This is a genomic window from Halobellus sp. Atlit-38R (assembly GCF_003665925.1).
GTDB lineage: Archaea > Halobacteriota > Halobacteria > Halobacteriales > Haloferacaceae > Haloquadratum > Haloquadratum inordinatus.
This window is the reverse complement of sequence record NZ_QXIJ01000002.1, coordinates 19,985-45,150: the sequence shown is the minus strand read 5'-3', so window position 1 is coordinate 45,150 and position 25,166 is coordinate 19,985. Positions and strand designations below refer to the sequence as shown.

25 protein-coding genes and 2 tRNA genes are annotated in these 25,166 nt (G+C 65.7%); 8 read left to right on the top strand and 19 right to left on the bottom strand.

Annotation, left to right across the window (positions count from 1 at the left end; all coding sequences use genetic code 11):
* Positions 1 to 48 precede the first annotated feature (48 nt).
* Positions 49 to 306 (top strand): glutathione S-transferase N-terminal domain-containing protein, encoded by a 258-nt coding sequence (locus D3D02_RS02805; protein ID WP_121568475.1) that lies wholly within the window; start codon positions 49 to 51, stop codon positions 304 to 306.
* A gap of 186 nt (positions 307 to 492) precedes the next feature.
* Here D3D02_RS02805 and D3D02_RS02800 read toward each other — a convergent pair whose 3' ends face one another.
* Positions 493 to 1,470, bottom strand: coding sequence for a transcriptional regulator (locus tag D3D02_RS02800; RefSeq protein WP_121568474.1), 978 nt, complete (start codon positions 1,468 to 1,470; stop codon positions 493 to 495).
* A 145-nt stretch (positions 1,471 to 1,615) separates the two neighbouring features.
* On the opposite strand from D3D02_RS02800, the gene D3D02_RS02795 reads away from it, so the two are divergent.
* Entirely contained in the window at positions 1,616 to 2,893 is a 1,278-nt protein-coding gene (locus D3D02_RS02795; protein WP_121568473.1) for a tRNA(Ile)(2)-agmatinylcytidine synthase, read from the top strand.
* Positions 2,894 to 3,010: 117 nt separating this feature from the next.
* Here the strand turns inward: D3D02_RS02795 and D3D02_RS02790 are convergent, their stop codons facing one another.
* Positions 3,011 to 3,463, bottom strand: coding sequence for a carboxypeptidase regulatory-like domain-containing protein (locus D3D02_RS02790; RefSeq protein WP_121568472.1), 453 nt, complete (start codon positions 3,461 to 3,463; stop codon positions 3,011 to 3,013).
* 75 nt (positions 3,464 to 3,538) lie between these two features.
* Between D3D02_RS02790 and D3D02_RS02785 the strand changes: the two genes are divergently transcribed.
* Genes D3D02_RS02785 through D3D02_RS02775 form a run of 3 tightly spaced genes read left to right on the top strand, consistent with a single transcriptional unit; the run spans position 3,539 to position 5,521 of the window.
* Positions 3,539 to 4,780, top strand: coding sequence for an ATP-binding protein (locus tag D3D02_RS02785; RefSeq protein WP_233560566.1), 1,242 nt, complete (start codon positions 3,539 to 3,541; stop codon positions 4,778 to 4,780).
* A gap of 10 nt (positions 4,781 to 4,790) precedes the next feature.
* Positions 4,791 to 5,132: a CrcB family protein gene (locus D3D02_RS02780; RefSeq protein WP_121568471.1), complete on the top strand. Its 342-nt coding sequence runs from the start codon at positions 4,791 to 4,793 to the stop codon at positions 5,130 to 5,132.
* A gap of 2 nt (positions 5,133 to 5,134) precedes the next feature.
* On the top strand, positions 5,135 to 5,521 hold the full coding sequence (locus D3D02_RS02775) for a CrcB family protein (protein WP_121568803.1): 387 nt from the start codon (positions 5,135 to 5,137) through the stop codon (positions 5,519 to 5,521).
* A 68-nt stretch (positions 5,522 to 5,589) separates the two neighbouring features.
* Here D3D02_RS02775 and D3D02_RS02770 read toward each other — a convergent pair.
* The 15 genes from D3D02_RS02770 to ahaH all read right to left on the bottom strand — a co-directional run bounded on the left by D3D02_RS02770 (position 5,590) and on the right by ahaH (position 19,868).
* A tRNA-Asp gene (locus D3D02_RS02770) sits at positions 5,590 to 5,662 on the bottom strand.
* A 22-nt stretch (positions 5,663 to 5,684) separates the two neighbouring features.
* A tRNA-Asp gene (locus tag D3D02_RS02765) sits at positions 5,685 to 5,757 on the bottom strand.
* Positions 5,758 to 5,967: 210 nt separating this feature from the next.
* Positions 5,968 to 6,651, bottom strand: a complete 684-nt coding sequence (locus tag D3D02_RS02760) for a V-type ATP synthase subunit D (protein WP_121568470.1) — start codon at positions 6,649 to 6,651, stop codon at positions 5,968 to 5,970.
* 34 nt (positions 6,652 to 6,685) lie between these two features.
* Positions 6,686 to 7,789 carry a Brp/Blh family beta-carotene 15,15'-dioxygenase gene (locus tag D3D02_RS02755; RefSeq protein ID WP_199722995.1) on the bottom strand — a complete coding sequence of 368 codons (1,104 nt, stop codon included), beginning with the start codon at positions 7,787 to 7,789 and terminating at the stop codon, positions 6,686 to 6,688.
* Between the two features lie 2 nt (positions 7,790 to 7,791).
* Positions 7,792 to 8,613: a lycopene cyclase domain-containing protein gene (locus tag D3D02_RS02750; protein ID WP_121568469.1), complete on the bottom strand. Its 822-nt coding sequence runs from the start codon at positions 8,611 to 8,613 to the stop codon at positions 7,792 to 7,794.
* A 139-nt stretch (positions 8,614 to 8,752) separates the two neighbouring features.
* Positions 8,753 to 9,499 (bottom strand): bacteriorhodopsin, encoded by a 747-nt coding sequence (locus D3D02_RS02745; RefSeq protein WP_121568468.1) that lies wholly within the window; start codon positions 9,497 to 9,499, stop codon positions 8,753 to 8,755.
* 211 nt (positions 9,500 to 9,710) lie between these two features.
* A complete protein-coding gene (locus tag D3D02_RS02740; protein WP_121568467.1) occupies positions 9,711 to 11,432 on the bottom strand; it encodes a PAS domain-containing protein in 1,722 nt (573 codons plus the stop codon).
* Between the two features lie 177 nt (positions 11,433 to 11,609).
* Positions 11,610 to 13,031 (bottom strand): V-type ATP synthase subunit B, encoded by a 1,422-nt coding sequence (locus D3D02_RS02735; protein ID WP_121568466.1) that lies wholly within the window; start codon positions 13,029 to 13,031, stop codon positions 11,610 to 11,612.
* A 1-nt stretch (position 13,032) separates the two neighbouring features.
* A complete protein-coding gene (locus D3D02_RS02730; protein ID WP_121568465.1) occupies positions 13,033 to 14,790 on the bottom strand; it encodes an ATP synthase subunit A in 1,758 nt (585 codons plus the stop codon).
* A gap of 2 nt (positions 14,791 to 14,792) precedes the next feature.
* Positions 14,793 to 15,116, bottom strand: a complete 324-nt coding sequence (locus tag D3D02_RS02725; protein ID WP_121568464.1) for a V-type ATP synthase subunit F — start codon at positions 15,114 to 15,116, stop codon at positions 14,793 to 14,795.
* Complete coding sequence (locus D3D02_RS02720; RefSeq protein ID WP_121568463.1) at positions 15,113 to 16,159, bottom strand: V-type ATP synthase subunit C; 1,047 nt, start codon at positions 16,157 to 16,159, stop codon at positions 15,113 to 15,115. The genes D3D02_RS02725 and D3D02_RS02720 overlap by 4 nt, the downstream gene beginning before the upstream one ends.
* On the bottom strand, positions 16,156 to 16,737 hold the full coding sequence (locus D3D02_RS02715) for a V-type ATP synthase subunit E (protein ID WP_121568462.1): 582 nt from the start codon (positions 16,735 to 16,737) through the stop codon (positions 16,156 to 16,158). The genes D3D02_RS02720 and D3D02_RS02715 overlap by 4 nt, the downstream gene beginning before the upstream one ends.
* 22 nt (positions 16,738 to 16,759) lie before the next feature.
* Positions 16,760 to 16,996 carry a hypothetical protein gene (locus D3D02_RS02710; RefSeq protein ID WP_121568461.1) on the bottom strand — a complete coding sequence of 79 codons (237 nt, stop codon included), beginning with the start codon at positions 16,994 to 16,996 and terminating at the stop codon, positions 16,760 to 16,762.
* 276 nt (positions 16,997 to 17,272) lie between these two features.
* On the bottom strand, positions 17,273 to 19,549 hold the full coding sequence (locus D3D02_RS02705) for a V-type ATP synthase subunit I (protein WP_121568460.1): 2,277 nt from the start codon (positions 19,547 to 19,549) through the stop codon (positions 17,273 to 17,275).
* Positions 19,536 to 19,868, bottom strand: coding sequence for an ATP synthase archaeal subunit H (gene ahaH, locus D3D02_RS02700; protein WP_121568459.1), 333 nt, complete (start codon positions 19,866 to 19,868; stop codon positions 19,536 to 19,538). The genes D3D02_RS02705 and ahaH overlap by 14 nt, the downstream gene beginning before the upstream one ends.
* 141 nt (positions 19,869 to 20,009) lie before the next feature.
* On the opposite strand from ahaH, the gene D3D02_RS02695 reads away from it, so the two are divergent.
* Positions 20,010 to 20,633, top strand: a complete 624-nt coding sequence (locus D3D02_RS02695) for a methyltransferase domain-containing protein (protein ID WP_121568458.1) — start codon at positions 20,010 to 20,012, stop codon at positions 20,631 to 20,633.
* Between the two features lie 57 nt (positions 20,634 to 20,690).
* Here the strand turns inward: D3D02_RS02695 and D3D02_RS02690 are convergent, their stop codons facing one another.
* Both D3D02_RS02690 and D3D02_RS02685 read right to left on the bottom strand, forming a co-directional pair.
* Positions 20,691 to 21,188 (bottom strand): type IV pilin, encoded by a 498-nt coding sequence (locus D3D02_RS02690; RefSeq protein ID WP_121568457.1) that lies wholly within the window; start codon positions 21,186 to 21,188, stop codon positions 20,691 to 20,693.
* A gap of 107 nt (positions 21,189 to 21,295) precedes the next feature.
* Entirely contained in the window at positions 21,296 to 22,684 is a 1,389-nt protein-coding gene (locus D3D02_RS02685) for a hypothetical protein (protein WP_121568456.1), read from the bottom strand.
* A 204-nt stretch (positions 22,685 to 22,888) separates the two neighbouring features.
* Here D3D02_RS02685 and D3D02_RS02680 point away from each other — a divergent pair, with 204 nt between their 5' ends.
* Together D3D02_RS02680 and D3D02_RS02675 are read left to right on the top strand one after the other, a co-directional pair.
* Positions 22,889 to 24,190 (top strand): hypothetical protein, encoded by a 1,302-nt coding sequence (locus D3D02_RS02680; protein WP_121568455.1) that lies wholly within the window; start codon positions 22,889 to 22,891, stop codon positions 24,188 to 24,190.
* A 99-nt stretch (positions 24,191 to 24,289) separates the two neighbouring features.
* Positions 24,290 to 25,132 carry a polyprenyl synthetase family protein gene (locus tag D3D02_RS02675; RefSeq protein ID WP_121568454.1) on the top strand — a complete coding sequence of 281 codons (843 nt, stop codon included), beginning with the start codon at positions 24,290 to 24,292 and terminating at the stop codon, positions 25,130 to 25,132.
* Positions 25,133 to 25,166: the final 34 nt, after the last annotated feature.

Sequence of the window (25,166 nt, the reverse complement as noted above, 5' to 3'; positions counted from 1 at the left end):
CGCAGTCCACCACGTGACTCTTTAGGTCGGATCGCGTACCGGTCGTCGATGTCTGATCTCGTCCTGTACGAAGTCGGGGGCTGTCCCTTCTGTATCAGAGTCAGGAACAAACTGGAGGAACTCGATCTGGAGTACGAATCGGTGATGGTGCCGCGATCGCACGCCAACCGGACGGAAGTGAAAGAGATCAGCGGGCAGACGGGCGTCCCCGTGCTCGTCGACGAGGAACACGACGTCCACGGGATGCCGGAAAGCACCGATATTATCGCCTACCTGGAAGAAACGTACGGCGACGGCGCGAACTGATAGGGATTATCGTAACTGTTCGGAGATTTTCGCCGTATCGTCCGGCGAGAAATCTATGCGGACTTACGATAACCCCTATGAGCGCCGGGACCCGTCGGCGGCGACGGCTCGTCGTATTTGTCCTCAGTTACGGTCGCGCACTGGAACGTCTCTGAACACAGCCAGAAACAGCGCCCGCCCCCGCCGCTACGCTTCGGTCGGCTCTTGTGACCGCTCTCGGATGAGATCCCGGATGCGGTCGGGGTCGTCGATGTCCGCTAACTCCTCACAGCTGACGAGCGCTGTGCCTTCGACGGCGTCGCGCTTCGAGCGATCTTCGGTGAAGTAGACCGAACGGGTCTGTGTGACCTCGCCGAGCGAGGACATAATCCGGGCTCGCTTCTCTGCGCTCCGTGTGAAGGCTGAGTGCCCGGTGAGCATCGGCATGAAGTCCCGTCGGCGTTCGTCGTCCTCGCTGACTGCCTTGAACGGTGCGCGGGCGGTCGGGTGTACGGTGAAGCCGGCGCGCGTCAGAACGTGTACCACGTGCTCGTCGTCGGATTCTGGGTCGGGATCGTCGGGTGTCGGCTCGGCGTCGCGAACGTCTTCTGCACCCTCCATCACCTCGACGGGGCTGGAAAACGGCTGATCGAACATCTCCTCTAACCGGATCGCAACCTCGATGCTCGCGTTCATCCCGTCTTCGTACTTCGAGACGGTGCGGCGCGAGACGCCGAGTTCCGTCGCCAACTGTCCGAGACTCCACCCGCGATCGCGGCGCTCGTCTGCCAGGAGGTCGCCGTCGATGTTGACGTAGAGGCCGCCCGGCGCGGCGTAGATGAGCGGCGGGACGCCCTCGATGAACAGTTCCATCGCCGTATCGGGATTCAGGACCGGAACGCCGTGCCGGAAGTACACGACGCCGGGCTTCAGATCCTCGTCGCGCGTTCGCAGTCCCACGACCATCGGGGTCGCGTTGAGATAGGTGCCCAGCCGTCGCATCTCCTCACCGGTCGTTCCGTCGAACGCGTCGATGTTACCCAGAATCTTCAGCAGCACCAGGTCCTCGCCTCGCCTTGCGGCGACGTCGAAGCTCTTCGGCCGGATCGCACAGCGCTCGCTGACGAGGAATCCGGCGTCCTCGAGCATCGCTGTGACGTTTCCGACTAGCGCGGACCGAGACATACTCGGTTGTACGCGATTCAGCGCATATATGCGTTGTGCCGTCGAGGCCGTCTGCGTCCACCGGTTCTCCGGTTGTCGCTGCGACTGGGCTTTCCGAACGCCGTTAGCGAAAGCCGTTAGACGCCGCGTCGACTACGCCCCTCCGATGACTATCGTCGGCCTCGACGACACCGACTCCCGCGAGCGCGGGATGTGCACGACGTACCTCGCCGCGCGACTCGCCGAGGCCGTCGTCGACGCCGGGGGCCGCGTCGACCGCAAGCTGTTGGTCCGGCTCAACCCGGCGGTCGAGCACAAGACTCGCGGGAACGCCGCGCTCGCCCTCCACGTCGATCTCGAACCCGAACAGGCGCTCGATATCGCTACCGCCGAACTCGAACCGCTTGCGGAGACTGCGGATCCGCGGACGAGCCCCGGCGTCGTCGTCGCTGACGACGATCCGAGCGACGTTCCCGAGGCGGTGTCGACGTTCACGCGACGTGCAATCCGTGACTTTCTGGAGCCCGCCGACGCGCTTCGGGTCGCGGATGACGCCGGATACGTCCACCGCGGCTGGGCGGGGGGCCGCGGCCGCATCGGCGCGCTCGCGGCCGTCGGCGCGTGGGCCGCACTCGAGGAGTGGACCTACGAGCACATCTCCTACCGCGTGTTCGACCGGTGTGGCACTCCCCGAGAAGTCAACACGGAGTCCGTCTTCGATGCTGCAGCGAAATTCTACCCGCAGGCGTGGGACACGGTCGATCGCGAGGAGGACGAACCGGTCTGCGTCCCGAACGCGCCCGGACCGATCCTGTATGGGATTCGTGGCGACGATCCCGACGCCGTCAGCGATCTCGCAGCCCGCATCGACAGTGAGTCCATCGAACGGTCGGCGACGTTTCTGACGAACCAGGGCACCGATGTCCATCTCCGCGAGGGGACGCTCGGTGAACTGTGCGACGGGCGCGCCTATCGCGTCGACGGGACCGTCGCCTCCGACCCGGAGACGCGTCGTGGGGGTCACGTGTTCTTCGGCCTCGAAGCACGAGGCGACGCCGACGATTCGGTCGACTGCGTCGCGTTCGAACCCACGAAGCGGTTTCGGGACCGCGTGCGAGCGCTTCGCCCCGGTGACGAAGTCACCGTCTGCGGCGAGGTGAGCGACGGGACGATCAAACTGGAGAAGTTCGCCGTCCGGTCGCTCCGGCGCACCGTGGAGACGACGCCGACGTGTGGCGAGTGCGGACGGTCGATGGAGAGCGCCGGCCGGAACCAGGGGTACCGGTGTCGCGACTGCGGTACCTCGCGGTCTGGTCCGGAAACCGTCCCGGTCGACCGCGACCTCGACGTCGGGTGGTACGAGGTCCCACCCTGTGCCCGTCGACACATCGCTAAGCCGCTCGTTCGTGGCGGCTTCGACGCGCCGACGCACCCCGAGCGGTGATACTGTCGGACAGCAGTTCGTGAATTGTGTTGACACCCACAGTGTGCCGATACTTTTCACCTCGTTCTGTCCGACAGTATGAACGGCTGGCGCTGGCCAACGCTAACGTCGATCGCGCTACTCCGCGACGACGAGAATCTCCGTGTTCGCGCGGCGATCCACGAACTGGCTCCCCGACGGCGGTTTCACGTCGACGACGAGCGTTCCCGTCTCCTGATTCGCCCGGGTGTCGGCCTCGACGGTGACGGTCGCGACGCCATCGGCATCTGATTTGGCCGTCACCACGCTGTCGACCTCGGCGCTGCCGTCTTTCACGATCACCGTCGCACCTTCGACCCCGTCGCCGTCGTCGTCGACGACGGTCAGCGAGAGTTCTTGCTCGCCCGGCTGGACGACGTCGGGTGAGGGTTTGACGTCGAGTTCGGAGACTGCGAGTCCCTGCACGCCGGACAACATATTCAGCATCACGCTCATCGTCGCGACCCCCACGACGAGCGCGATGACGAGTCTGATCGGCAGTCCTTCGATCGCACGGTCGTCGTCGGCGAAGCGGCGGAGTTCGTCGAACATACCGGCCGTGGTCCCGTCTCAGTACATAAACAGTCGGCCGTGCGTTTATATGGGATCCCGAGGCCACTCTCGCTGATGCACACCGAAGTTCTCGGTCGTCGAGACGAGTGTGGCCGAACGGCTCCCGCCGGTCCCGCCGGCCGACTCGGGTCCCACCGCGCTCGCGACGGTAGCCGCGGCGCACCCGTCGGGATCGATCTCGACCGGCCGCACGCCGCGCTCGTCGTCGGCAAGCGCGGTTACGGTAAGTCCTACACGCTCGGCGTCTTGGCGGAAGAAGCAGCCAGAGCACGCGGTGTCGCCCCCGTCGTCGTCGATCCGATGGGCGTCTTTCGCGGCTTGGCGGACGACGCGGCCGGGACGCCCGTCCCCGCTCGGATCGTCGACGAGCCGACGATCCGCGCAGACGCGATTCCGCCCGCACGGTGGCCACGACTCGTCGGGAGTGACCCCGACCAGCCGGTCGGCGCGCTCGTCTGGCACGCCGCGTCGACGGCCGCAACGCTCTCGGAGATGCGTGCTGTCGTCGACGCGGCCGACGCAACGGTAGACGTTCGCCGTGCGGCCGACAACCGTCTCCGGCGTGCTGATTCGTGGGGTGTCTTCGATCCCGCAGGACTCGATGCACACGCACTCGCCGGCGGCGAGGCGACGATTCTGGACTGTTCCGATCTCGACGATGCACCTTCGAACGCGGTCGTCGCCGGCGTCGCAGCGGCGCTCTACGACGCCCGTCTCGGCCGTGGAACTGCGGGTGCGGCGGACGCCGAGCCGCCGCCGATCGAACGTCTCCCCTGGCTCTTCGTCGACGAAGCACACGTCTTCTTCGAGGGCGTCGCCGGTGCATCGCTCCGGGCAATCCTCACTCGCGGCCGCGCACCGGGCGTCTCGCTCGTCGCCGCGACGCAGCGCCCGAGCGCGCTCCCGTCCGTCGCCGTCTCCCAGTCGGACCTCCGTATCGTCCATCGGTTGACGGCCGGGTCGGACGTCCGCGCGCTCGCGGCCGCAGATCCTGCCTATCTCGATACGGACGTCACAGACGCGATGCCGACGGCTCCCGGGGAAGCGCTCGTCGTCGACGACACCGCGGAGGCGACTCGGACGGTCGCGGTCCGCGAGCGCGACACGCCGCACGGCGGGGCGAGTCCGCGCGCGTCGGCGATTGCAGCGGCGTCCCCCACATCGGCTGCCGCATCTCACGCCGACAGTGCGGAGGCGACCGACGTAGCACTGATTGACACGGAGATGATCGACACAGAAACGATCGACACGGACGCCAGCGACGCGACCGAAACCGACGAGTACACTCGCGTGTGATCCACGCCCGATGGCCGACAGGCTCGTCCCCGTGCTCGTCGCAGTCGGCGGATTCCTCGGAGCGACGTCACGCTATCTCGTCGGCACGGCCGTGCCGGGGCCACGCGGAACGTTTCTCGCGAACGTCCTCGGAAGTTTCGTCCTCGCGCTCTCGATCGGCGTCGTCCGTTCGAGTCGCCTCCGCTTCTTCCTCGCGACGGGATTGCTCTCCTCGTTCACGACGTACAGCACCTTCGCCGTCGAGACGACGTCGCTCGGCCCGACCTGGGGCCTCGCGAACGTCGGGGCCAACTACGCGTTCGGATTTCTCGCCGCACTCCTCGGACTCGCCGCAGGGAGGCGGTTCGCGTGACTATCTCCCTCGGCGTCGTTCTCGCGGTACTCACCGAACTCGACAGCACTCCCCTGCCGGTCCTCGTCGGACTCGGGGGAGCGGTCGGCGCACTCGGCCGGTACGCAGTCGACGTCGCACTCGGCGGCGGCCGTCGGAGTACCTTCGCCGTCAACGTCCTCGGGAGCGCCGCACTCGGGGCGCTCGTCACCTCGTCACCGCACGCGACGACTCTCGCTGTCGCTGGGACGGGATTCTGCGGCGCGTTCACGACGTTCTCCTCGTTCACCGTCAACGTGGTCGAGGCCGCCTCGAAGAGAGATTTGCGGCTCGCGGCTGTCGACGCTGTTGGAACACTCGCGTCGGCGCTCCTCGGCGTGGCTCTCGGAACCGTTCTCGTGGGAGTATAGATAGATCGTCTCGCGGCCATCGGCCCACGCGAAAAAGCATCTGCTACGACGTTGTGAAACCGAAAAAGCGCCCGAGGCGGGATTTGAACCCGCGTCACGACCGTGACAGGGTCGTATGATGGGCCACTACACCACCCGGGCACACATCGGAGCAAAGCACAAGCGCCCGAGGCGGGATTTGAACCCGCGTCACGACCGTGACAGGGTCGTATGATGGGCCACTACACCACCCGGGCTTGCTCCACTTCTTCGTTGCCCGGTAGTCTAATTAAGACTTATCATCTGATGGCGGCGTGGGAGAGGTCACCGCGCGGCCGACGACGCGGAGAAATCCCTGGACAGAGCCCAGGCTTCGGCGAGAGCAGCGACCGGACGAAAGACAGCAAAGAGAGCGAAGAGCGAGAACCGAAGACGCGCGGTTCCGTCGTTCGATTGGCGGGGGTTCCTCAGTCGTCCGCCGGGGCCGCTGCGGCCGCTTCCTCGGCCTCTTCTTCGGCTTTCTCCTCTTTTTCTTTCTTGTTCTTGATCTTCTTCAGACGGAAGATCTCCTCGCGCTCTTGCTCTTCGAGCTTCTGCTCGATGTACTCTTTGTTCTCGTTGAGTTCGGGGAGCAGCTTGAACTCCAAGGCGTTGACGCGGCGTTTCGTCGTCTCGATCTCTTTGAGCATCTTCTTCATCGCCGTCTCGACCTCCGCGGCGAGGATGATCGTCTCGAGCAGTTCCTCGTAGGCGTCTGCGGCCTCGTCGATCCGCGCTGAGGAGCCGAGGAGTCCGTAGCCGCGCTGGTCGAGGCTCTTTTTCACGCGCGAGGACTCGATCTGCGGGACGACGACGCCCATGATGTTCTTCGACTGCGTGGTGATTTCCGGATGCTCTTTGAGCGCCGCGGCGGCACCGCGCACGGCGACGTCGCCTTCCATCGCTCGCGCCATATTGATCTTCTCTTGAGCCGTCTCGTAGTTCTGGTTCAGCTCGGAGCGGACGTCCTGTGCCTGGTCCAGAATGTCCATAAACTCCATAATGAGGCCGTCTCGCTTCTGTTCGAGCGTGTCGTGGCCCCGCTCGGACAGTTGGATCCGATCCTCGATCGCCATCAAGTTCTTGCGTGTCGGTTTGACGTCTTCGGCCATTGCCTGCCAGTTGTGAACCGAGCCTGTTAACCTTTTACTGTTCGCGGACGAGGCCGGCCAGGCCGGCGTTCTCGGTGCGGTCCATCCACGTCACGATCACTACGTGGGGAAGCGTCAACACGGCGATGAAGACGAGGTACAGCGCGGCCAACGTCTGCAGGTCGGTCTGGACGCGTCCAACGAGCGCGACGCCGACGAGCAGTCCGACGGAGATCACCGTCAGCGGCAGCGCGTCGCGCCCCGTCCGCAGGAGGGCAGGGACGGCCCCGCGGTCGGCGAACGCCCGCCTGGCGCTCGGGTCGACGCCGACGAGCCGGGCGATGTGTCGCAGCGAGTGCCACACACAGAAGTACACGCCGATAGCGAGGATCGGCGGAACGACGAGGAAGTACACCCACAGCAGCCCCGTCTCGGCGGCGTCGAGTCGCCATCCGTCACCGGGACTGCGCCGATACCCAGCGAGGAGCGTCCCGACCGTCAGCGCCGCGAACACCGCGCCGACACCGAGGCGTACGTCGGGCGCGACTAGCCACGACGCGTCGAGGCTGCCGCCGAACAGCGCCACCCAGGCGTCGACGACGTCCCGGTATCGCCCCGGAAACCGGAGCAGCGGCACGAGCATCGGCAGTCCCCCGCGCACGAGAAGCGTCCCGGTGCGAACCGCGCGACTGTCGAGATGTGACCCGCCGAGCGCCTCGAGCGCGTAGAGATCGCCTTGGCCCCAGTGGACCCAGGTCATCCCGATGAAAAACGCGGCTGATGCTATCGGTGAGAGGAGCCACAGAACCGCGTAGGCCCCGCCGAGGAGTAGATACACGAGTCCGACGATCAGGAGCCAGCGCACCGACGGTCGCTCCCCGGCCGCCCGGGCCGGTGCCAGGTGGTCGACTGCGCCGTGCGGCAACCCGAACACGAGGAGGCTCACCGCCAGTGGGGCGTACCGCGCCCACGGCGGCAGCGTCGTCGCCGGCCCGACGAGCGCCGCACCGACCCCGAGAACCGCGACCCCGGCAGTGAGCAACCACGCAGGACGGCCGCCGATCGTGCGCATCAGCGATTGTGTCACGTCGTCTTCGCTCTCGACGGCGTTCTCGTCGATGCGCCGCGTCTCTCCGTCGTGAGCTGTCGAGCCAGCCATCGTTATCGGGCCGTTTCCGCGCCGGCGCGGAGGCGATCGTACCAGTGCCGCGCCGTCGCGGCCGTGCCGTCCGCCCACCGCTGCATCACGAGCCGATACAGGACGAGTCCCTGCACGACGAAGAGGTTCGTCACGAGGAAGAACATCGCTTCCTCGACGGGCAGTCCCGCGATGGAGAGGCCAGTCGTGTACTGCTTCGAGAGGATCCAGATGCCGTACTCGATGGCGATCCTGTCGGCGACGCAGAGATACAGTGTCGGGAGCACCGTTCCGAGGGCGACGGTGCGCCGGCGCGCCCACAACTGCGGTGCGCCGACGACCCATTGCAACGCCAACACCGGGGCCGCCCACGCGAGCGTCGCACCGAGGTAGAACGTCGCGTCGGTGCCGAGCAACTGCCAGCCCCCGAGACCGATGGCGACCGCGAGTCCGAACGCGAGGAGGCGGCCCCTGATCGGATGCGACGCCGACGGCCACACCGTCGAAAACGACAGGTGTGACAGCCACAGCGCAGTCAGCCACGGTTGGACGACGATGAAGAGGTACTCCTCCAGCGGCGCGTAACCGATCGTCAGGACGGTCGTCTCGGCGCCGTACCACCAGACCCCACGCGCGATGAGGTAGTTGTCCCACGGCGTCGTGTACACGAGCGCAACGACGGTGATGATGGCTACCCCCGCCCAGTAGTTGCGCCAACTACTGCTGTCCCACGAGGCGACACCGCTGATCCGTGATCGGCTCACGAAGCCGGTCGCAGACAGCAGCATCACTGCTGGCAGTAAAAACGCGAGGTGGAATTGGAGGTACGTGAACTGAAACGTCATCTGTAATCTCGTCTCGTTAGCGGCCGTCTGCGTCGTCTCGGCGCCGGCGACTCACGCGCCGGCGTACGGTCCAGACTGTGAACGCGGGGTGGGCGGGGTACGCGTTCGGTGCTGCGTTCGAGTCGCCGGTCTTCGTCGATTAGTCTGCCGGTTCGGCGCTCGACGCTCGCGCCCCGGCAGCGTCGAGCACCTCACGGCTCGACAGCAGGATGATCCCGAATCCGACCTTTGCGACTAGGTCCAGGACCATAAATCCGGCCGTCTCGATGTTGAGCGACACGAGCTGTAGGCCTTCCGTGCCGACGATCCACCAGACGGGGTAGACCAGCCAGACGACGACGATCAGCGTACGGAGTGTGCTGAACGTCGACGCGGCGTCGCCGGTGAGTTTGCTCGCTTTCTCGTCGAGGGAGCCGTACAGCATGTACAGCAGTACCAGCAGGAAGCCGGTGGAGATTCCCCACCAGATCAGTCGGCGTGCGCCTTCACTGAGGAAGCCGGGACCGGCGGACAGCGTCGCGACGACGCCCGTCCCGATCATCAGCATATCCAGTCCGACCAGCGAGGAGAGCTCGTTCCGGTTCGCCCCGACGAGCAGCCCGAGGTCGATGAGCAAAAGCGGCGTCGTGAAGAACCAGTCAGTGTACCGAGCCCAGTAGATCGGCAGTTCCTCGCCGCCGACCTCTATTATCGTCAACCCGAATCCCAACGCCATCGCGAGATAGTTTACAAATGCGATGGCGGTGATGAATATCGTGACGATGTAGAACTCCTGTCGCCGTCTGTCTGTTTCTCCCCAGCCCCTGGCGATGAAGTACAGCATCCCCAGGAACATTCCGAGCGTTCCGAGCCAGAGCCATATCGATTCACTACCTGGTTGTGGCATATTGCGTCCCAAAATTTGCAGGTAAATGATATAAGCAACGTTCCCAACTAGTTGGGCTTCGGTTAGACGGCACGGACCTCCGTACGCAACGGTTGCCAGTTGTCGAGGAGGTCACACGGCTGCAACGCTGTTGTACTTCTCGGGGACTGGACGTGTAGAAGTCGCGACTCCGTCGTGTCTCGGTGCATTCGGACCGTCTCGCGGCGGTACGTCAATCGAACAGCGCGGCCGCGACCTTTCGCTGCGCCGCTCGCAGATGCTGGTGGAACGTCGATCGGCAGACGCCCATCGACTCGGCGATCTCCTCGCCGCTGGTGTCGTGGGGCCACTCGAAGTAGCCGGCCGTGTAGGCCCGAAGGAACGCGGCGTGCTGTCGATCTGTTAATTCCGATTCCAGCTCGGCGACGAACCCCTGGCCCGTGTCGTCGCGTGTCTCGCGACGACAGTAGCTGATCACCTCTGCGCTCTCGAAGCGCTCCATCGCGGCTGCAGCCAACGACTGGGCGAGCGCTTCCCGGCCGACTTCGACCGTCACACGAGCGATCCCGGGCTCGATCACGGCTGCACGGAGTTCGCCGCTGTGCGCTGTGAGCAGTTCCTGCAGCGTCGGATCGGTCACCGCGAGTTCGATCACGGGGCCACAGGTGGTCTCGGCGAGCACCGTATCGACCTCGATGTCGTCGCGTTCTGCGGCCGCGCCGTGCACCGCCTCCTCGTCGAGTTGCGCCGTCGGCTCGGCCACCTCGAACAGCATCGTCGGCCGGTCTTTGTCGCCGACGCTGCCGGCGTACTGCAGTTGACTCTGCAGATCGGTGGCGAACCCGGCCAACGGGTGGTCACCGAGTGCGAGCCGCAGTTCGACGGTCTCCTGCGTCTGGAGCGTCCGCTGGGTCTCGTGTGCGTTGATCCCGGTTGCGAGGGTTCGCCCCAGTGCCGCCAGAATGGCCCGCTCGTGATCGTCGAATCCGTCGTTTCGCACGTACACGCAAACGACGCCGTACGTCGCCTCCCCGTAGTGTAACGGCACGGCGGCGACCGACGTCAACGCCGCCTCGGTGCCCCCATCGAGAGATTCGATGCGGACGTGGCGTTCGGCGAGCGCGCCGGCCACGGCTCGCTCGACCGGGTCGCGCGATTCGGCCCCGTCGCCGACGTCGCCGTCACCCCCGCCCATCGCGGCCACGTCGCCGACGACGAACCGACTACCCTGGGGGACGTCCGTCTCTCCGACTACCTCGTCGGGCTCGACCGCTTCGATCGAGGGATCGTACGCTCCGAACCACGCGCCGGCGTAAACCTCTCCGATCGCCTGGACGGCTTCACGCTGCAGGTCACTCCGTGACTGTGACTGGGTTACTGCGTCTGTGACCTCTGCGACGATGCCATCGAGCCGTTCGAGGAGATGCTGTTGTGCGGTGCGTTCCCGTTCGATCCGTTCGGCCCGATCCGCAGCGGCCTGCTCGGCGCGCTTTCGGCGCGTGACGTCCTGTTGGAATCCGACGTAGTAGGCGACCTTGCCCGTCCCGTCGTACAGTGGTGCGATCGTCACCTCGTTCCAGAACAGTTCGCCGCTTTTCCGGTAGTTCCGAAGCACGACGGTGGTGGCCTGCCCGTCTTCGATGGCTGCTCGCATCTGTGCGACGGGTTTCGCACGCGTCGCCTCTCCCTGCAGAAATCGGCAGTTTCGCCCGACCGCGTACTCCGGTGCGTAGCCGGTGATCCGCTCGAACGCGGCGTTCGCGTACACGAGCGGCATATCCGGCTTCGTCGCGTCGGCGATGGTGATTCCCACCGGGGCTTCGTCCATCGTGCGCGTCTTCAGCGACTCGTCGACGGCGTCGGTACTCGCAGACATCGTTCGCGAGTCGGTTTCGGGCCGCTCCCGTGCCGCACCCGACCGCACCCGCACGTCCGCCTCCGACCGCTGTGTCATAGGCTAGCTAGCGAGCGACGCAGTAAAACGTGTGTGGCCGATTCAGGACCCGAGCGAGTCCACCCGAGCAACCTGCATAGCGGTTCTCGCGGGGGTCGAGAGCAGTCACTCGCGGGAGTGTGAGTGCTCGGAACGAACGGAGCGCCGCAAAGAACGTCGAAAAATCGCCGCCCGCGATCAGTCGGCGGTCGCTTCCGCTTCGGTCTCGCCGCCGGCGTCTTCGCGGTAGTACTCCTCGATGAAGTCCTCGTCGACCCGGTTGAGTTCCTCTTTCGGTAGCATCGAGAGGAGGTCCCACCCGATCTCGAGGGTCTCTTCGAGTTCGCGGTTCGTCTCGAAGCCCTGGTCGATGAACTCCTCCTCGAACCGGTCGGCGAAGTCGAGGTACTTGTTGTCACGCTCCGACAGCGCCTCGCGACCGACGATGTTCACGAGGTCGCGTAGGTCCTCACCCTCTGCGTACGCGGCGTACATCTGATCGGAGACGTCGCCGTGGTCCGCGCGGGTGAGGCCCTCGCCGATACCGTCGTCCATCAGCCGCGAGAGGCTGGGCAGGACGTTCACCGGAGGCTGGAGCCCCTGACTGTTGAGGTCGGGGTCGACGTAGATCTGCCCCTCGGTGATGTATCCGGTCAGGTCCGGAATCGGGTGCGTGTCGTCGTCGCCGGGCATCGTGAGGATCGGAATCTGCGTGACCGACCCCTCACGACCCTCGATCCGGCCGGCGCGCTCGTAGAGCTGCGCCAGGTCGGTGTACATGTATCCGGGGTAGCCACGGCGGCCCGGGACCTCTTCACGAGCCGCACCGATCTCACGGAGCGCCTCGCAGTAGTTGGTCATGTCGGTGAGGATGACGAGGACGTGGTAGTCCTTCTCGAAGGCGAGGTACTCGGCGGTGGTGAGGACCATCCGCGGGGTGACCGTCCGCTCGACGGCGGGGTCGTCCGCGAGGTTCATGAAGACGACAGAGCGTTCGAGTGCGCCCGTACGCTCGAAGTCCTCCATGAACTCGTTGGCCTCTTCCTGGGTGATGCCCATCGCGCCGAAGATGACGGCGAACTCGGAGCCTTCTCCTTCGCCGTCCTCCTCTTCGGGCACGCTCGCCTGACGAGCGATCTGCATCGCCAGTTCGCTGTGGGGCTGGCCCGAACTGGAGAAGATCGGGAGCTTCTGCCCGCGGACGAGCGTGTTCATCCCGTCGATTGCGGAGACGCCCGTCTCGATGAACTCCTCGGGGTACTCCCGGGAGTAGGGGTTGATCGCCGCGCCGACGATGTCCTGTCGCTCGTCGGGGACGATGTCGGGGCCGCCGTCGATCGGGCGGCCGGACCCGTCGAGAACCCGTCCGAGCAGATCCTCGGTGACGGGCATCTTCATCGTCTCGCCGAGGAAGCGAACCGATGCGTGCTGGTCGATACCACTGGTGCCCTCGAAGACCTGGATGGCGACGACGCCGTCCGAGGATTCGAGCACCTGACCGCGCAGCGTCTCGCCCTGGGCCGTTTCGATCTCGACGATCTCGTCGTAACCGATGGCTTCGTCGACCTCGGCGTACACCAGCGGACCGCTGATCTCGGTGATGGTTTGGTACTCTTTCATATTAGTAGAGGCTCCGGAGCTGTTCGGTGATCTCCGATTTGAGCTCGTCGACGTACGCTTCGTAGTCTTCCTGGACGCCGATCCGGTTGATGTTCGGAGCGGCGTCGATGTCGATGATCTCGTCGACCGGGACGCCGGCTTCCAGCGCGTCGAACGCTTCGTCGTTGAACGTCTGGATCGTCGTCAGCATCAGGTACGTCTTCTCCGGCGGACAGTAGGTGTCGACCGGGTGGAAGGCGTTCTGCTGGAGGTACGCCTCACGCAGGTAGCGAGCGACCTCGAGGGTCAGCTGCTGGTCCTCCGGCAGCGCGTCCTTCCCGACGAGCTGTACGATCTCTTGCAGTTCGGTCTCCTCGTCGAGGACGTCGACCGCCCACTGGCGCTTCTCGGGCCAGTCGTCGGCGACTTCGTCCTGGAACCAGGGGTCGAGCTGATCTTTGTACAGCGAGTACGACTCGTTCCAGTTGATCGAGGGGAAGTGCCGACGCTCGGCGAGGTCTGCGTCCAGCGCCCAGAACGTCTTCACGATACGCAGAGTGTTCTGCGTGACCGGCTCGGAGAAGTCGCCGCCGGGCGGCGAGACCGCACCGATCGCAGAGACCGATCCCTCGGTCCCGTTGACGTTCTCGAAGTAGCCGGCGCGCTCGTAGAACTGCGAGAGGCGCGCGGCCAGGTACGCGGGGTACCCTTCCTCGCCGGGCATCTCCTCGAGACGCGAGGAGATCTCACGCATCGCCTCGGCCCACCGCGAGGTGGAGTCGGCCATCAGCGCGACGTCGTAGCCCATGTCGCGGTAGAACTCCGCGATGGTGATCCCCGTGTACACGCAGGATTCACGCGCGGCGACGGGCATGTTCGAGGTGTTTGCGATGAGCGACGTCCGGGCCATGAGCGGATTCCCGGTCGAGGGGTCTTCCAGCTCGGGGAAGTCGTCGATGACTTCGGTCATCTCGTTCCCGCGCTCGCCACAGCCGACGTAGATGATGATGTCGGCGTCGGCGTACTTCGCGAGCTGGTGCTGGGTGACCGTCTTCCCGGAGCCGAACGGCCCCGGAATCGCGGCCGTTCCGCCCTTCGCGATCGGGAACAGGCCGTCGAGGATCCGCTGCCCGGAGACGAGCGGCGTCCGCGGGGTCTTCTTCTCGACGGTGGGGCGGGCCTCACGGACCGGCCACTCCTGTCGCATCTGGATCTCTTCGCCGTTGTCGAGTTCGACGACCGTCTCTTCGACGGTGAACGACCCGGACTCGACGGCGACGACTTCGCCACCCTCGTAGTCCGGCGGGACCATCACCTTGTGGTCGATGGTGATCGTCTCCTCGACGACTCCGACGACGTCACCGGCTTCGACGACGTCGCCTTCCTCGACTTCGGGCTCGAACTCCCACTCTGTGTCGAGTTCGATCCCCGGCGCGTCGACGCCGCGGTCGAGGTAGGGGCTTCCCATCTTGTCTTCGAGGACGTCCAGCGGACGCTGGACGCCGTCGTAGATGGTGTCGAGAAGTCCCGGACCGAGGTCGACGCTCAGGGGCTCGCCCGTGTTCTCGACGGGTTCGCCCGGGCTGATGCCCGAGGTTTCTTCGTACACTTGAATCGTCGTCGTGTCGCCCTCGATCTCGATAACCTCGCCCATCAGACCCTCGTCGCCCACATAGACGACGTCGTTCATCCGGGCGTCGAGATCGCGGGCGGTCACGACGGGACCACTCACGCTCGCGATAATACCGTCTTCGCTGACGGTTTGTGCTGTCTGGCTCATAGTTAGTCTTCCTCCATCAGATCGATACCGATGGCTCGTTTGATCTGGTCGCGGAGGCCGCCTGCGCCCGCGCCGCCGCCGAGAGTCACCAGCGTCGGTTCGATGCTGGTCTCGACGGCGTTGCGGACCGATCGGGAGAGATGCTCGAGGTCGTCGTCGTGCATCACCACGATGCCGACGTCTTCGTCTTCGAGCACGTCCGTCACGGCCTCGTCGAGCTGTTCGTCTTTCTCTTCGTCGGAAACCGTCTCGAACTTCCGGACGCCCGCGAGGCGGAACCCGGTCGTGAAGTCCGGACTTCCGACGACGGCGATCTCCTGGCTCATAGGATCACCAATTCCTGTTCGATCTGCTCCTCGGAGAGTCCCGCCTCGCGTCCGCGTGCGATCGCCCGGATGTTGTCGACCTCGCGTTCCTTCGCGAGGATGTACGAGGCGATCGGCGTGATCGAGAGGGGGAACACGTGCCCGAGTGCGTCCGTGTACTCAAGGAGGATGGCGTCGAGCGCGCGCTCGAAGCCGATGAGGCTCTCGGCGGCTTCGAGTTCGTCGAGCGCCTCCGAGAGTTCGTCTCCGTACTTCGACTCACGGATCGCCGACACGAGTTCGTCGCGGTTCTGCGCCAGCGTCGCGAGTTCGCTCGCCGAGAACAGCGAGCCGCCGTCGATGTAGTAGTCGGCGGGGTCGATGTCCGCCCCGCTCTGTGCGAGGCGCAGCGCGTTCCGGGCGTTCCGGAAGTCGATCTCGGCTTCGAGGAACTCGCGGTACTGCTTGGTCGCTTCGTCGACGACGAGCCCTTCGAGGAGGTGGTCGTAGTACGTTCGATCGACCGCGTTCTCGAGGGGCACGAGGACGCCGGTGTCCTCGTAGTCCTCGTAGGCCTCCGCGAGCCCGGGACCGAAGATCGTCCCCGAGAGGCGGTCGACGACGTCCTCGATGCTCGGCGCATCGAGCAACTGATCGAGCAGTTGATCGTCGAACTCGCCAGCACGGATGAGGTCGTCGGCAATCGCGTCCCGGTCGGCCTCCGAGTAGAGGCCGCGGATGACGGTCTTGACGTTCCACGCGTCGAACTTGCGCAGGTACCGCGCGATGAGGTCGTAGAGACGCCCGTCGGCCCACCGAAGCAGATCTTCGAACTGCTTTGCGAGGTTCCGATTGAGCGCGTACTCGATGAGGTCGACGCCCGAGTGTCGCGATCCGAGCGCGTTGATCTCGGATTCGTAGTCGGACTCCTCCATAAACCGGGCGATCTCGGCCGGCCCCATCCGAATCAGCTTGCGGTACTCTTCGTCCCCGTACAGCGCGCTTCGACGCGCCCTGACGCGGGCCGTCACGTACTCCGGGTTGGAACCGCCGGCGGTACTCATTGTTCGAACAGGATCTCGCTCACGTTCTTGAGGTTATCCTCCCAGACGCCTGCAAGAACCGAGTCGAAGGTGTTGTTCACGCGAACGCGGGAGTCGGCTCCCTCGACGACGACGCCGCCGAGACAGTCGTACTCGCCGGCGTACTCGAAGCCGTCGTACTCGTCGGCGAGGTCTTCGAGCAGTTCCGCGTCGTCGGCGCGGCCGTAGACCGATACCGACTCCTCTTCGGCGAACTCCGTGGTCGCGTCCTCGAGAAGCGTCCGGGTAAGCGTTTCGCGCTTCTCACCGGAGAGTTCGACGAGTTCGTCCTCGACGCGCTGGCGCACGTCTTCGAGGACGTCGCGGCGGGCTTCGAGCCGCTCCTGTTTCGCTTCGAGCTTCGCGCTCGAGAGCGCCTGTTCGCGTTCCTGTTCGATCTGGCGCTCGACGTCGGCCTTTCGCGCCTCGAGGAGTTCGTCGGCGTCCGTCTCGGCCGTCTCGACGATGTCCTCGGCGCGGCGCTCACCCTGCTCGCGTATTTCCTCCGCACGCGCGCGGGCTTCGTCTCGGATGTCTTCGACGACGTTGTCCAAACTCATTGATGGAAAGAGGCGGGGGCGGTTAGACCAGGAATACGACGACGAGCGCGAGGATGACGAGTGTCTCCGGCAGGACGGTCAGGATGAGACCGTTGACGAAGAGATCGTTGTCTTCAGCGATGGCGCCCATCGCTGCGGCGCCGATACCACGCTCGGCGTAACCCGCACCGAAGGCGGCGAGGCCGACCGCGATCGCGGCGGCGGCGGTTGGTTCGAGAGCCGGTGCAGCTGCCTGAGCTTCCTGTAGGAGTGCGTACATTGTCTTAAATTTTCGACCGGATAGTCGTCTCCGAACGTGCGTAATTGAACAGAGGCATCTCATAAAGCTTCCCAAACTAACTCGCCGTATCGGGGACAGAAGCGGCCGCACTCGGCCGTATTCGTCGATTCGAGGAATTGGCTGCGCCGCTAGTCGCGCCGCGGCGACCGGGTCGCATAGAGCGAGTCCTGCCTGCGGTGCGGTCGGATGCGTCTGCCGTCAGATGAGTGGTCGCCGACGCACGCGGCGTCGGCGAGGAGGTTCGCGTTCGTCTGCTCAGTCTTCGGTCGTGAAGCGCCGTTCGTAGCCGAACGGCTCGTACTCGCGGCCGCCGCCGTCGAAGAACTTGTTGAAGAACTCGACGTACTCGAGACGCACCGCCTGCAGGCCCGCGCTCGTGACACCGAGCGCGAGGACGAGCAGGTGGCCGAGGACGAGCACCAGGAGGCCGATCAGGATCGTCGCGGCGTCGCCGTGGACGAGCCCGCCGAACATAATTTCGGTCACCTCGTAGCCGTGGTAGCTCAGGGTTTCACCCGGCCCGAGCGCCGCGACGGCGGCGGCGTCCGGCATCCCGCCGAGGCCGAAGTGCCAGCCGCCGTGGCTGTCGACGTACACGCCGAAGAACAGCAGGTTGACCGTGAAGGCCATTCCTGCCTTCGCCAGCAGCACCGCAGCGATACGCGTGTACGAGAGGACGTTCACGAGCACGTTCAGGAACTCGACGGCCTCGATCGGCTCGCCGACTGCGAGGAGGACGAGGCCGATGAGGAACACCACGAGCGGGACAGTGATCGGTCCAACGCCCGGGATCGTGAAGATCTCCATCGCCGGGAAGCCGCTGAACCCGAGCGGCAGCACGCCGTCGCTCGCGAACGTGGTGTAGAGGAACTCCGGAGCGACGCTACGGAGCGCGTCGCTGAAGACCCACACCCACAGGCCGTTCATCATCAGGAGCCACGAGCCGTTCTCGTAGATGGCGTGTTCGAGGTCGTGCAGTTCGAGGTCTTCGAGGAATCCGAAGATCCACGCGACGTTGAGGTGGAAGATCCCGATCAGCACGCTCACGACGAGCCAACCGCGGGCCCAGTCGATGCCCTCGGGCGAGAGCCCCTTCTCGATCGGCGGGTGTGCCATTCCGAGCGCACCCTCCCAGAAGTACGTCGAGATCAGGTGCAGGCCGAAGATCTCGCCGTAGAGGATCCCGAAGATCGCCGTGAACACACCGGCGGCGATCGTGACGCCGCCCATACTCCGGAAGGCCGGTCGGTCCGCGAAGGCGGTGTAGAGATAGTAGCCGATCCCAGTGTAAATGAGGCCGTAACCGAGGTCCCCGATCATGAAGCCGAAGAACGCCGGGAACGTGAGAAAGAGCACGATCGTCGGATCGAACTCGTAGTAGCTCGGCCGGTTGACCGCCTGAACCAGAATTTCGAACGGCTTGACGGCGCCGGGGTTGTCCTGCACCGTCGGCGGTTCGTCGTTGGCCATCACGACCGGGCTGCCGCCGTCGGCGCGTGCGTCGGCGTTCGAGCCGCCGTCGGCGGCCGCGGGCGAACCCGCACCGCCGCTGCCGCCGGCGGACACGTCTTCGCGCACGTGGTCGGTGCCGTCCTTCGAGAACGTCGCGCGTTCGATCTCCTCGATCTCGGCGCGCTCGCCGACGGCGTCTTTGATCGCGCCCTTGAACTCCGTGTAGCGCTCGCTCGGAATCCAGCCTTCTGCGATGAACGCGTTCTCGGTCGTCGCGAAGGAGAGCGGCGCTTCGGTCTTTTGGACGTCGATCGAGAGTTTCTCCTCGGCAGCGAGCAGGAAGCCCGCCGCGTCCATCTTCTCGGCTTCCAGTTCGTTTTCGACCGTCGAGAGCTTCGATTCGAGCTGCTGTTTCTCGTGTTCGAGCTCCTTTTTGTACTCGCTCGGCGTCCCCTCCCAGTCCGGGATCTCATACGAGGAGAAGTCCGCGCTGACGAGCGCGTCGACGAGCGCGGAGTCGTCGGCGTCGGGCGTCGGCCGCGCGAAGACCCCGAGGACGTCGTCGCCGGTGAAGATTTCGTGCGAGCGGAGGTCGTCGGCGTCGATGATCGCCCGCTCGATCGTGTCGCGGTCGCCGTCGCCGACGGCGACCTGTAGCGTGTCGTACCCCGACAACAGGTCGAGGTCGATGCCGAGATCCACGAACGGATCGATCGCGTCGAGTTGATCCTCCACGTCGCGGATCTCCTGTCGGAGTTCCTGCCGCCGGTCGTCGAGTTCGTTGACCCGCGTCCGGATCTCCTCGAGTTCCTCGTCGAGCGCCTCCTCGGTGACGATGCGCGTCGGTCCCGCGTCCGCTTCGTCGACGTCGAGGATGCTCTCCAGCGAGCGGACGGTGACGAGGCGGTCGGAGGACTCCTCGGCGCCTTCGACCGGATCGCCCGGCTCGAAGCCGTCCCAGGAGCCGTCGTACTCGGTGACGTGCAGGAGGTTCAGTCCGTGAGCGGTCTCGATGACCTCGTCCATCACGGCCTTTGATCCCGTCACCGAGACCTTGCTCATCTGCTCAGGTCTGAGCATTTACCGCCTCCTCGAACTGACTGATCGCGTATTCGACCGCCTCGTCGGCGTTCTCCTCGGCCGACGCGACCAGTTTCTTGCGCGCTTCCTGGCCCTCCTCGAGGAGCTCTTGACGCTCCGTTTCGATCTCCTCGCGGGCCTCTGTGAGCCGTTTCTCTTCGTACTCGTCGGCCTCTTGTTCTGCCTCGTTGCGGATCTCTTCGGCTTCGCGCCGAGCCGCCTCGATTCGCTCGTCGCGATCGTCCTCGGCCTCTGCAACGATGTCGTCAGCCTCGGATTCAGCCGTTTTGATCCGTTCGAGAACCTCTGGTCTCGGCATGCTCGTATCACCGAAACGTTGCGCAAGCGCTGTATAAGGTGTTTGCGGAACACACCCGGGAGGCCTCGGCGCTGCGTCGTCCGTGACGCCCCGCGACTCGGATCCGCACCGTTATGATTCTCCCGTTCTAACCGCCGTCCAATGGGAGTCCTCGAAGACAAGGCCAACGCGCGCCTGTTCTACAAGTACCTCTCGAAGGTGTACGACCGGATCAACCCCTTCATCTGGAACGAGGAGATGCGCGACGAGGCGCTGGAGTGGCTCGCCATCCAGCCCGACGACCGCGTCCTCGACGTCGGGTGCGGCACCGGATTCGCCACCGAGGGGCTGCTTCGCTACACCGACGACGTCCACGGGCTCGATCAGAGCCGCCACCAGATGGAGAAGGCGTTCGAGAAGTTCGGCACGCGCGACCGCGTGCGGTTCTACCGCGGCGACGCCGAGCGGCTCCCGTTCGCAGACAACTCCTTCGACGTGATCTGGTCGTCGGGGTCGATCGAGTACTGGCCGAATCCCGTGGCCGCACTCGAGGAGTTCCGGCGGGTCGTCAAACCCGGCCACCGGGTCTTGGTCGTCGGACCGGACTACCCGAACAACTCGCTCTTCCAGCACCTCGCGGACGCGATTATGCTGTTCTACGACGAGGCGGAAGCCCAGCGGATGTTCGAGGAGGCCGGCTTCGTCGACATCGAACACCACATCCAGCAGGCGTATCCGGGGAGCCCACGGGCGATCACGACCATCGCGCGCGCGCCAGAAGAATAAAGTCAGACTACAATCGAGATACGCGGACCGAGCGACTGGAACGGGCCATTCTGACGCTCAATCGATGGTCCCACGGACGCGACTCACCCGATTCTCACCAACGTAGATCGTGACCGATATGGTTCGTCCGGGCTCCAACTGCGGATCGTTCGTTCCGGCGATCCGAAATGACCCTGTCTCGTCGACCGACCAGACCCCGTCGCTCGCGACGTTGAACGGGCCAGTCGGCCCGCCTCCGAACCCAGCCGCGGCGAAGAACGGGACAGGCGGCTGGTGTGCCAGCGGCTCACCGTTTATTTCAACGACGAGACGAACCCTCGCGAGCCGAAGCGGTGCGCCGGCCTCGTGGGTCAGTGCGACCGTGTCGCCGTCTACATAGAGCGACACTGCGACTGGGCCCGGACGGGCAGTATCGCGCGCATCGCTGCCGGTCGCCACGCCCTCCGTCGCCGTCGCGACGGCTTCGGCACCGGCCGCGACGACGCCGCCTAAGACGATACCGACGAGAAGCAGGACGACCACGCCGATCACCGGAGCCGAAGCACGGGTCCTCACGGGTGGTGTGGCCGCCCCATCGGTGATGAACGTTCGGAACCGGCCTCACCGCCGCCGGACGAGGTGACGTTGGGGTTCAGTCGGCTCGGCTTCCCGCCGCTGGTCGCTCAGAAACCGGATGTCGTCGCGGTTCCGTCAGTCCCGGTGCTGTTGTTGACCGGTCCGTAGACGCTGGGCGTCGCCGTCGGTTCCACCGAGAGCAGGACGACCGAACTCCCGTCGATGGCTGTCACCTGGTACGTCCCGCTCGGCGCGAGCGTCCACAGCGATCCGTCTTCGCCAGTCCGTCCGACAACCGAACTCCGCCCACCGGCCGGCCCGACCGTGATCTGGGCGTCGACGGGATCGCCGGTCGTCGTACTGTTGAGTTGTAGCCGCACGGGGCCGCCGGGGTAGGTCCGGTGCGCCGTCAAGTTCAGCGCATCCTTGACGGCTGACGTCGAGGAGCCCGTCCGGACCTGATCGAGCGGCCGGTACTGGTACTCCTCGAACACGCGCTGACTTTCGCTGTCGACGAAGGCGACGAGGCGGCCGCGCTGGTGCTCGATGGTGACGCGCGTGCTGTCGCTGTCGGGGTTCCCGAGCGTGTCGTCGCGGAGACGGAGCGCTGCGATCGTCGGGTACGCTTGCTCGGTCGCGTTGACCGCCTCCGCGAGCGAGAACGGGCCACTGCTGTCGCCCTGCCGGAGCGCCCCGCGGTACGTCTCGCGGACGTACGTGCCGTCGCGGATGACGCTGAGCGTGACGCTGTCGGCTCCGGTCTGCACGTAGAACCGCGCGGAAGCGGCCTCACCGCGCAGAACGGAGCCCGCGTAGCCACGGACGGGACCGCTCAGCGTGTTCAACTCGAGCCCGATGTTCCCGAACCGCGCCGAGGAGATGCTGAACCCGGGCGTCGACCGGGCGAGGGATTCGAGTCGGTCCCGCCGTTGTTCGAGTTCACGCGCTTCGGCGTCGATCAGCGCGAGTTCGTAGAGGAACCGCCGCGGCGGGAGCTCGTCGCGGCCGTACGCGGCGACGGCCTGTTGCTGGCGCGCGCGCAGCGCGACGACCCGCTGCTCGATCGCGCTGACCTCCTGCAGCAGGTAGCGCTGGCGTGCCTCGGTCGTCTCCGCGGATTCGATCCGTTCGACCGCCGTCGCCGTTGCCAGGTGGGCGTCGGTCGTGGCCGACGAGAACGCGAGGCCACTCCCGAGTTCGACGTACTCGGTTTCGAGCGTGCTTCGGGTCGACTCCGCGGACGGGATTCCGAGGACGTTGATCTGCGCCTCGCTGGCGTTCGAATCGACCACTTGTGCCGGTGTGCCGCTTCCGGGACCCAACCGCTCGGTCGGTTGTGCGGCCGACGGCACTGGGGCCGACACCGACGAAGCAGACGGCGTCGACCCGTCGACCGACGGGGCAGACGCTCCGTCCGCGTCGGACAGCGCCGGCACTGCGCCGACGACCGCCGAGAGGACCAAGAGGAGGGCGAGCGAGAGGGAAACGGCACGCATATCGCGATATATGCCGTGACGTTACTAAAAACGACGCCTTTCGTCGCAGTGCACGCCGCTGCGGTCATCGGGCCACGACGGGGAAGGTCACGAACGGGTCTGAGGCGGACCGAGAGGTACGCTTCGGCGCCGAGACAGTGCGATCGGGGCGTGAGAGGCGGTTGATGGAAAGCGTTTTGAGCGTTCCACGTGCAGTTTCGTCAAATGCGGACGTCCGCGCTGTGGTTGGCCCTCCTCGTCGTCGTCGCCGCGGTCGCCCCAGCATCAGCGCTCGCTCTGGACGCGTCACAGACGGCCGCGCTGGGTGACTCGGCTCCGGTTCCGCAAGTGGACGAGGGATCGGACGCCACGCAACCGCGGACGACGGTCGACATCTCACTCCGTTCGGACCGGAGCGCGTCTTGGCGCGTCGAGACGCACTACGCGCTCGATTCCGAAAACGAGACGCGCGCCTTCGAGACGCTCGCGAGGCAGTACGAAGCAGGCGAAGCGAACGCCGGACCTGACATCGTGCTCTTTCGGTCGCTTGCGGACCGAGCGAGCGAGTCGACCGGTCGGCCGATGGCGATCGAGAACGTCACGTATCACAGTTCGATCGACGCGGCGGACGATCGCGGCACGCTCGCGCTCACTTTCCGGTGGACGAACTTCCTCCGCCGCGGCGACAACGAGACGCTCGTCCTCGACGACGTGTTCGCGCTCCCGACCGCCGAAAGCGACGATCAAAAGACGTGGCTCTCGATCTTCGACGCCGACCAGGAGATCCTCATCCGGCCGCCGGACGGGTACACGGTGACGGGCACGAGTATCCCCGTCCAGCAGCGCGAGAGCGCTATCGTCCTCGCGGAACCGTCCGACTTCGAGGGCGAGACGAGCGAACTCCGCGTCACCTACACCGCCATCGGGCCGGCCGGGGCGCTTCCGATCGGTCTTCTCGCGGGCGGTGGCTTCGCCGCACTCGTAATTCTTCTCGCGGGCGCGTGGGTGCTCCGGGGTCGTGAGGAGAGCGGCCGCACGCTTCCCTGGGAGGATCCTACCGCTTCTGACGACCGGTCCTCGGTCGCTTCTGGGGCCGTCGCTGGACCGAACGGCGGTGACAGCGGTCCCTCGCCGAACGGGCGGCCCGAAAATGGCGAGTCCGCGTCGGAACCCGAAGCCGCGGCAGCGGTCGGCGGAGCGGCGTCGGGCGCCGCCGTGAGCGCAGACGACGCCGAGAGCAGTGTCGAATCCGAGGTCGATCTGTCGCTGCTCTCCGACGAAGAGCGGGTCGAACACCTGCTGGAACAGAACGGTGGGCGGATGAAGCAGGCGACGATCGTCGACGAGACGGGCTGGTCCGACGCCAAGGTCTCGCAGTTGCTGTCGGCGATGGCTGATGAGGACCGGGTCGACAAACTCCGACTGGGCCGCGAGAACCTCATCTCGCTTCCCGACGATACAGGAGACGAAGAGGGCGGCGACGGTGGATCGCCCGGTAGTACTGGCGTCCCCGGCGACGGAACGTGACGATACGCGTCCCAAAACGCGAGCGAACCCCCACTCGCCCCCACTGAAGCGGACGCGCTTCCGGAACCTCTTTTGCTGCGCCATCCTCAGCGACGGGTAATGGAGTACCTGGAGCGTCGGGTTTCGATGGTCGAAGAGCGCCTCGAGGCGGTCATCGAGGCGGTCGACCCTCAGGAACTGTCCGACGAGGTGGCACACGTCGCGCTGGCCGGCGGCAAGCGCGTCCGGCCGGCTGTCACGGTTCTCGCGTGTGAAGCGTGCGGCGGCGACCCCGCAGACGCGGTCGACTTCGCCGTCGCCATCGAACTGGTCCACAACGCCTCGCTCGTCATCGACGACATCATCGACCGCTCCGACGTGCGGCGCGGCACGGCGAGCGCGTGGGCCGAGTACGGCTACGGCCCCGCGATCATCGCCTCCGACGGCCTCCTGGGCGAGGCGTTCGCCCTCCTCTCGCGGAACGACCACGCGACGCAGATCGTCGCGGAGTCGATGGTCGAACTCGGCGAAGGTGAAGCGACGGAACTGGTCGCCCGTCCGAGCAACGAGCGCGAGTATATGGATCTCGCTCGCCGGAAGACCGGCGCGCTGTTCCGCGCGGCGGCCGAACTCGGTGCCGTCGCGGCCGGCGCCGACCCGTTCACCGTCGAGGCGTTCGGCGAGTACGCAGAGCGCGTCGGCGTGGCGTTTCAGATCCGCGACGACGTTCTCGATGCGACGGCCGACGCCGCCGACCTCGGCAAGCCGACCGGCCAGGACGAGGAGATGGACCGTCCCTCGCTGGTGCAGGTCACCGACCTGTCTGCCGAGGAAGCCAACCAGCGTGCACACGACCAATCCGAGCAGGCGCTCGAGGCCCTCGCGGCGTCGAACGTCGACGACAGCGAACCGCTCGGCTACCTCCAGGACCTCGCAGAGTTCGTCGTCGTCCGCGAGCGCTGACTCCGATATCTGTCGCGACCTCCGACATTCTCAG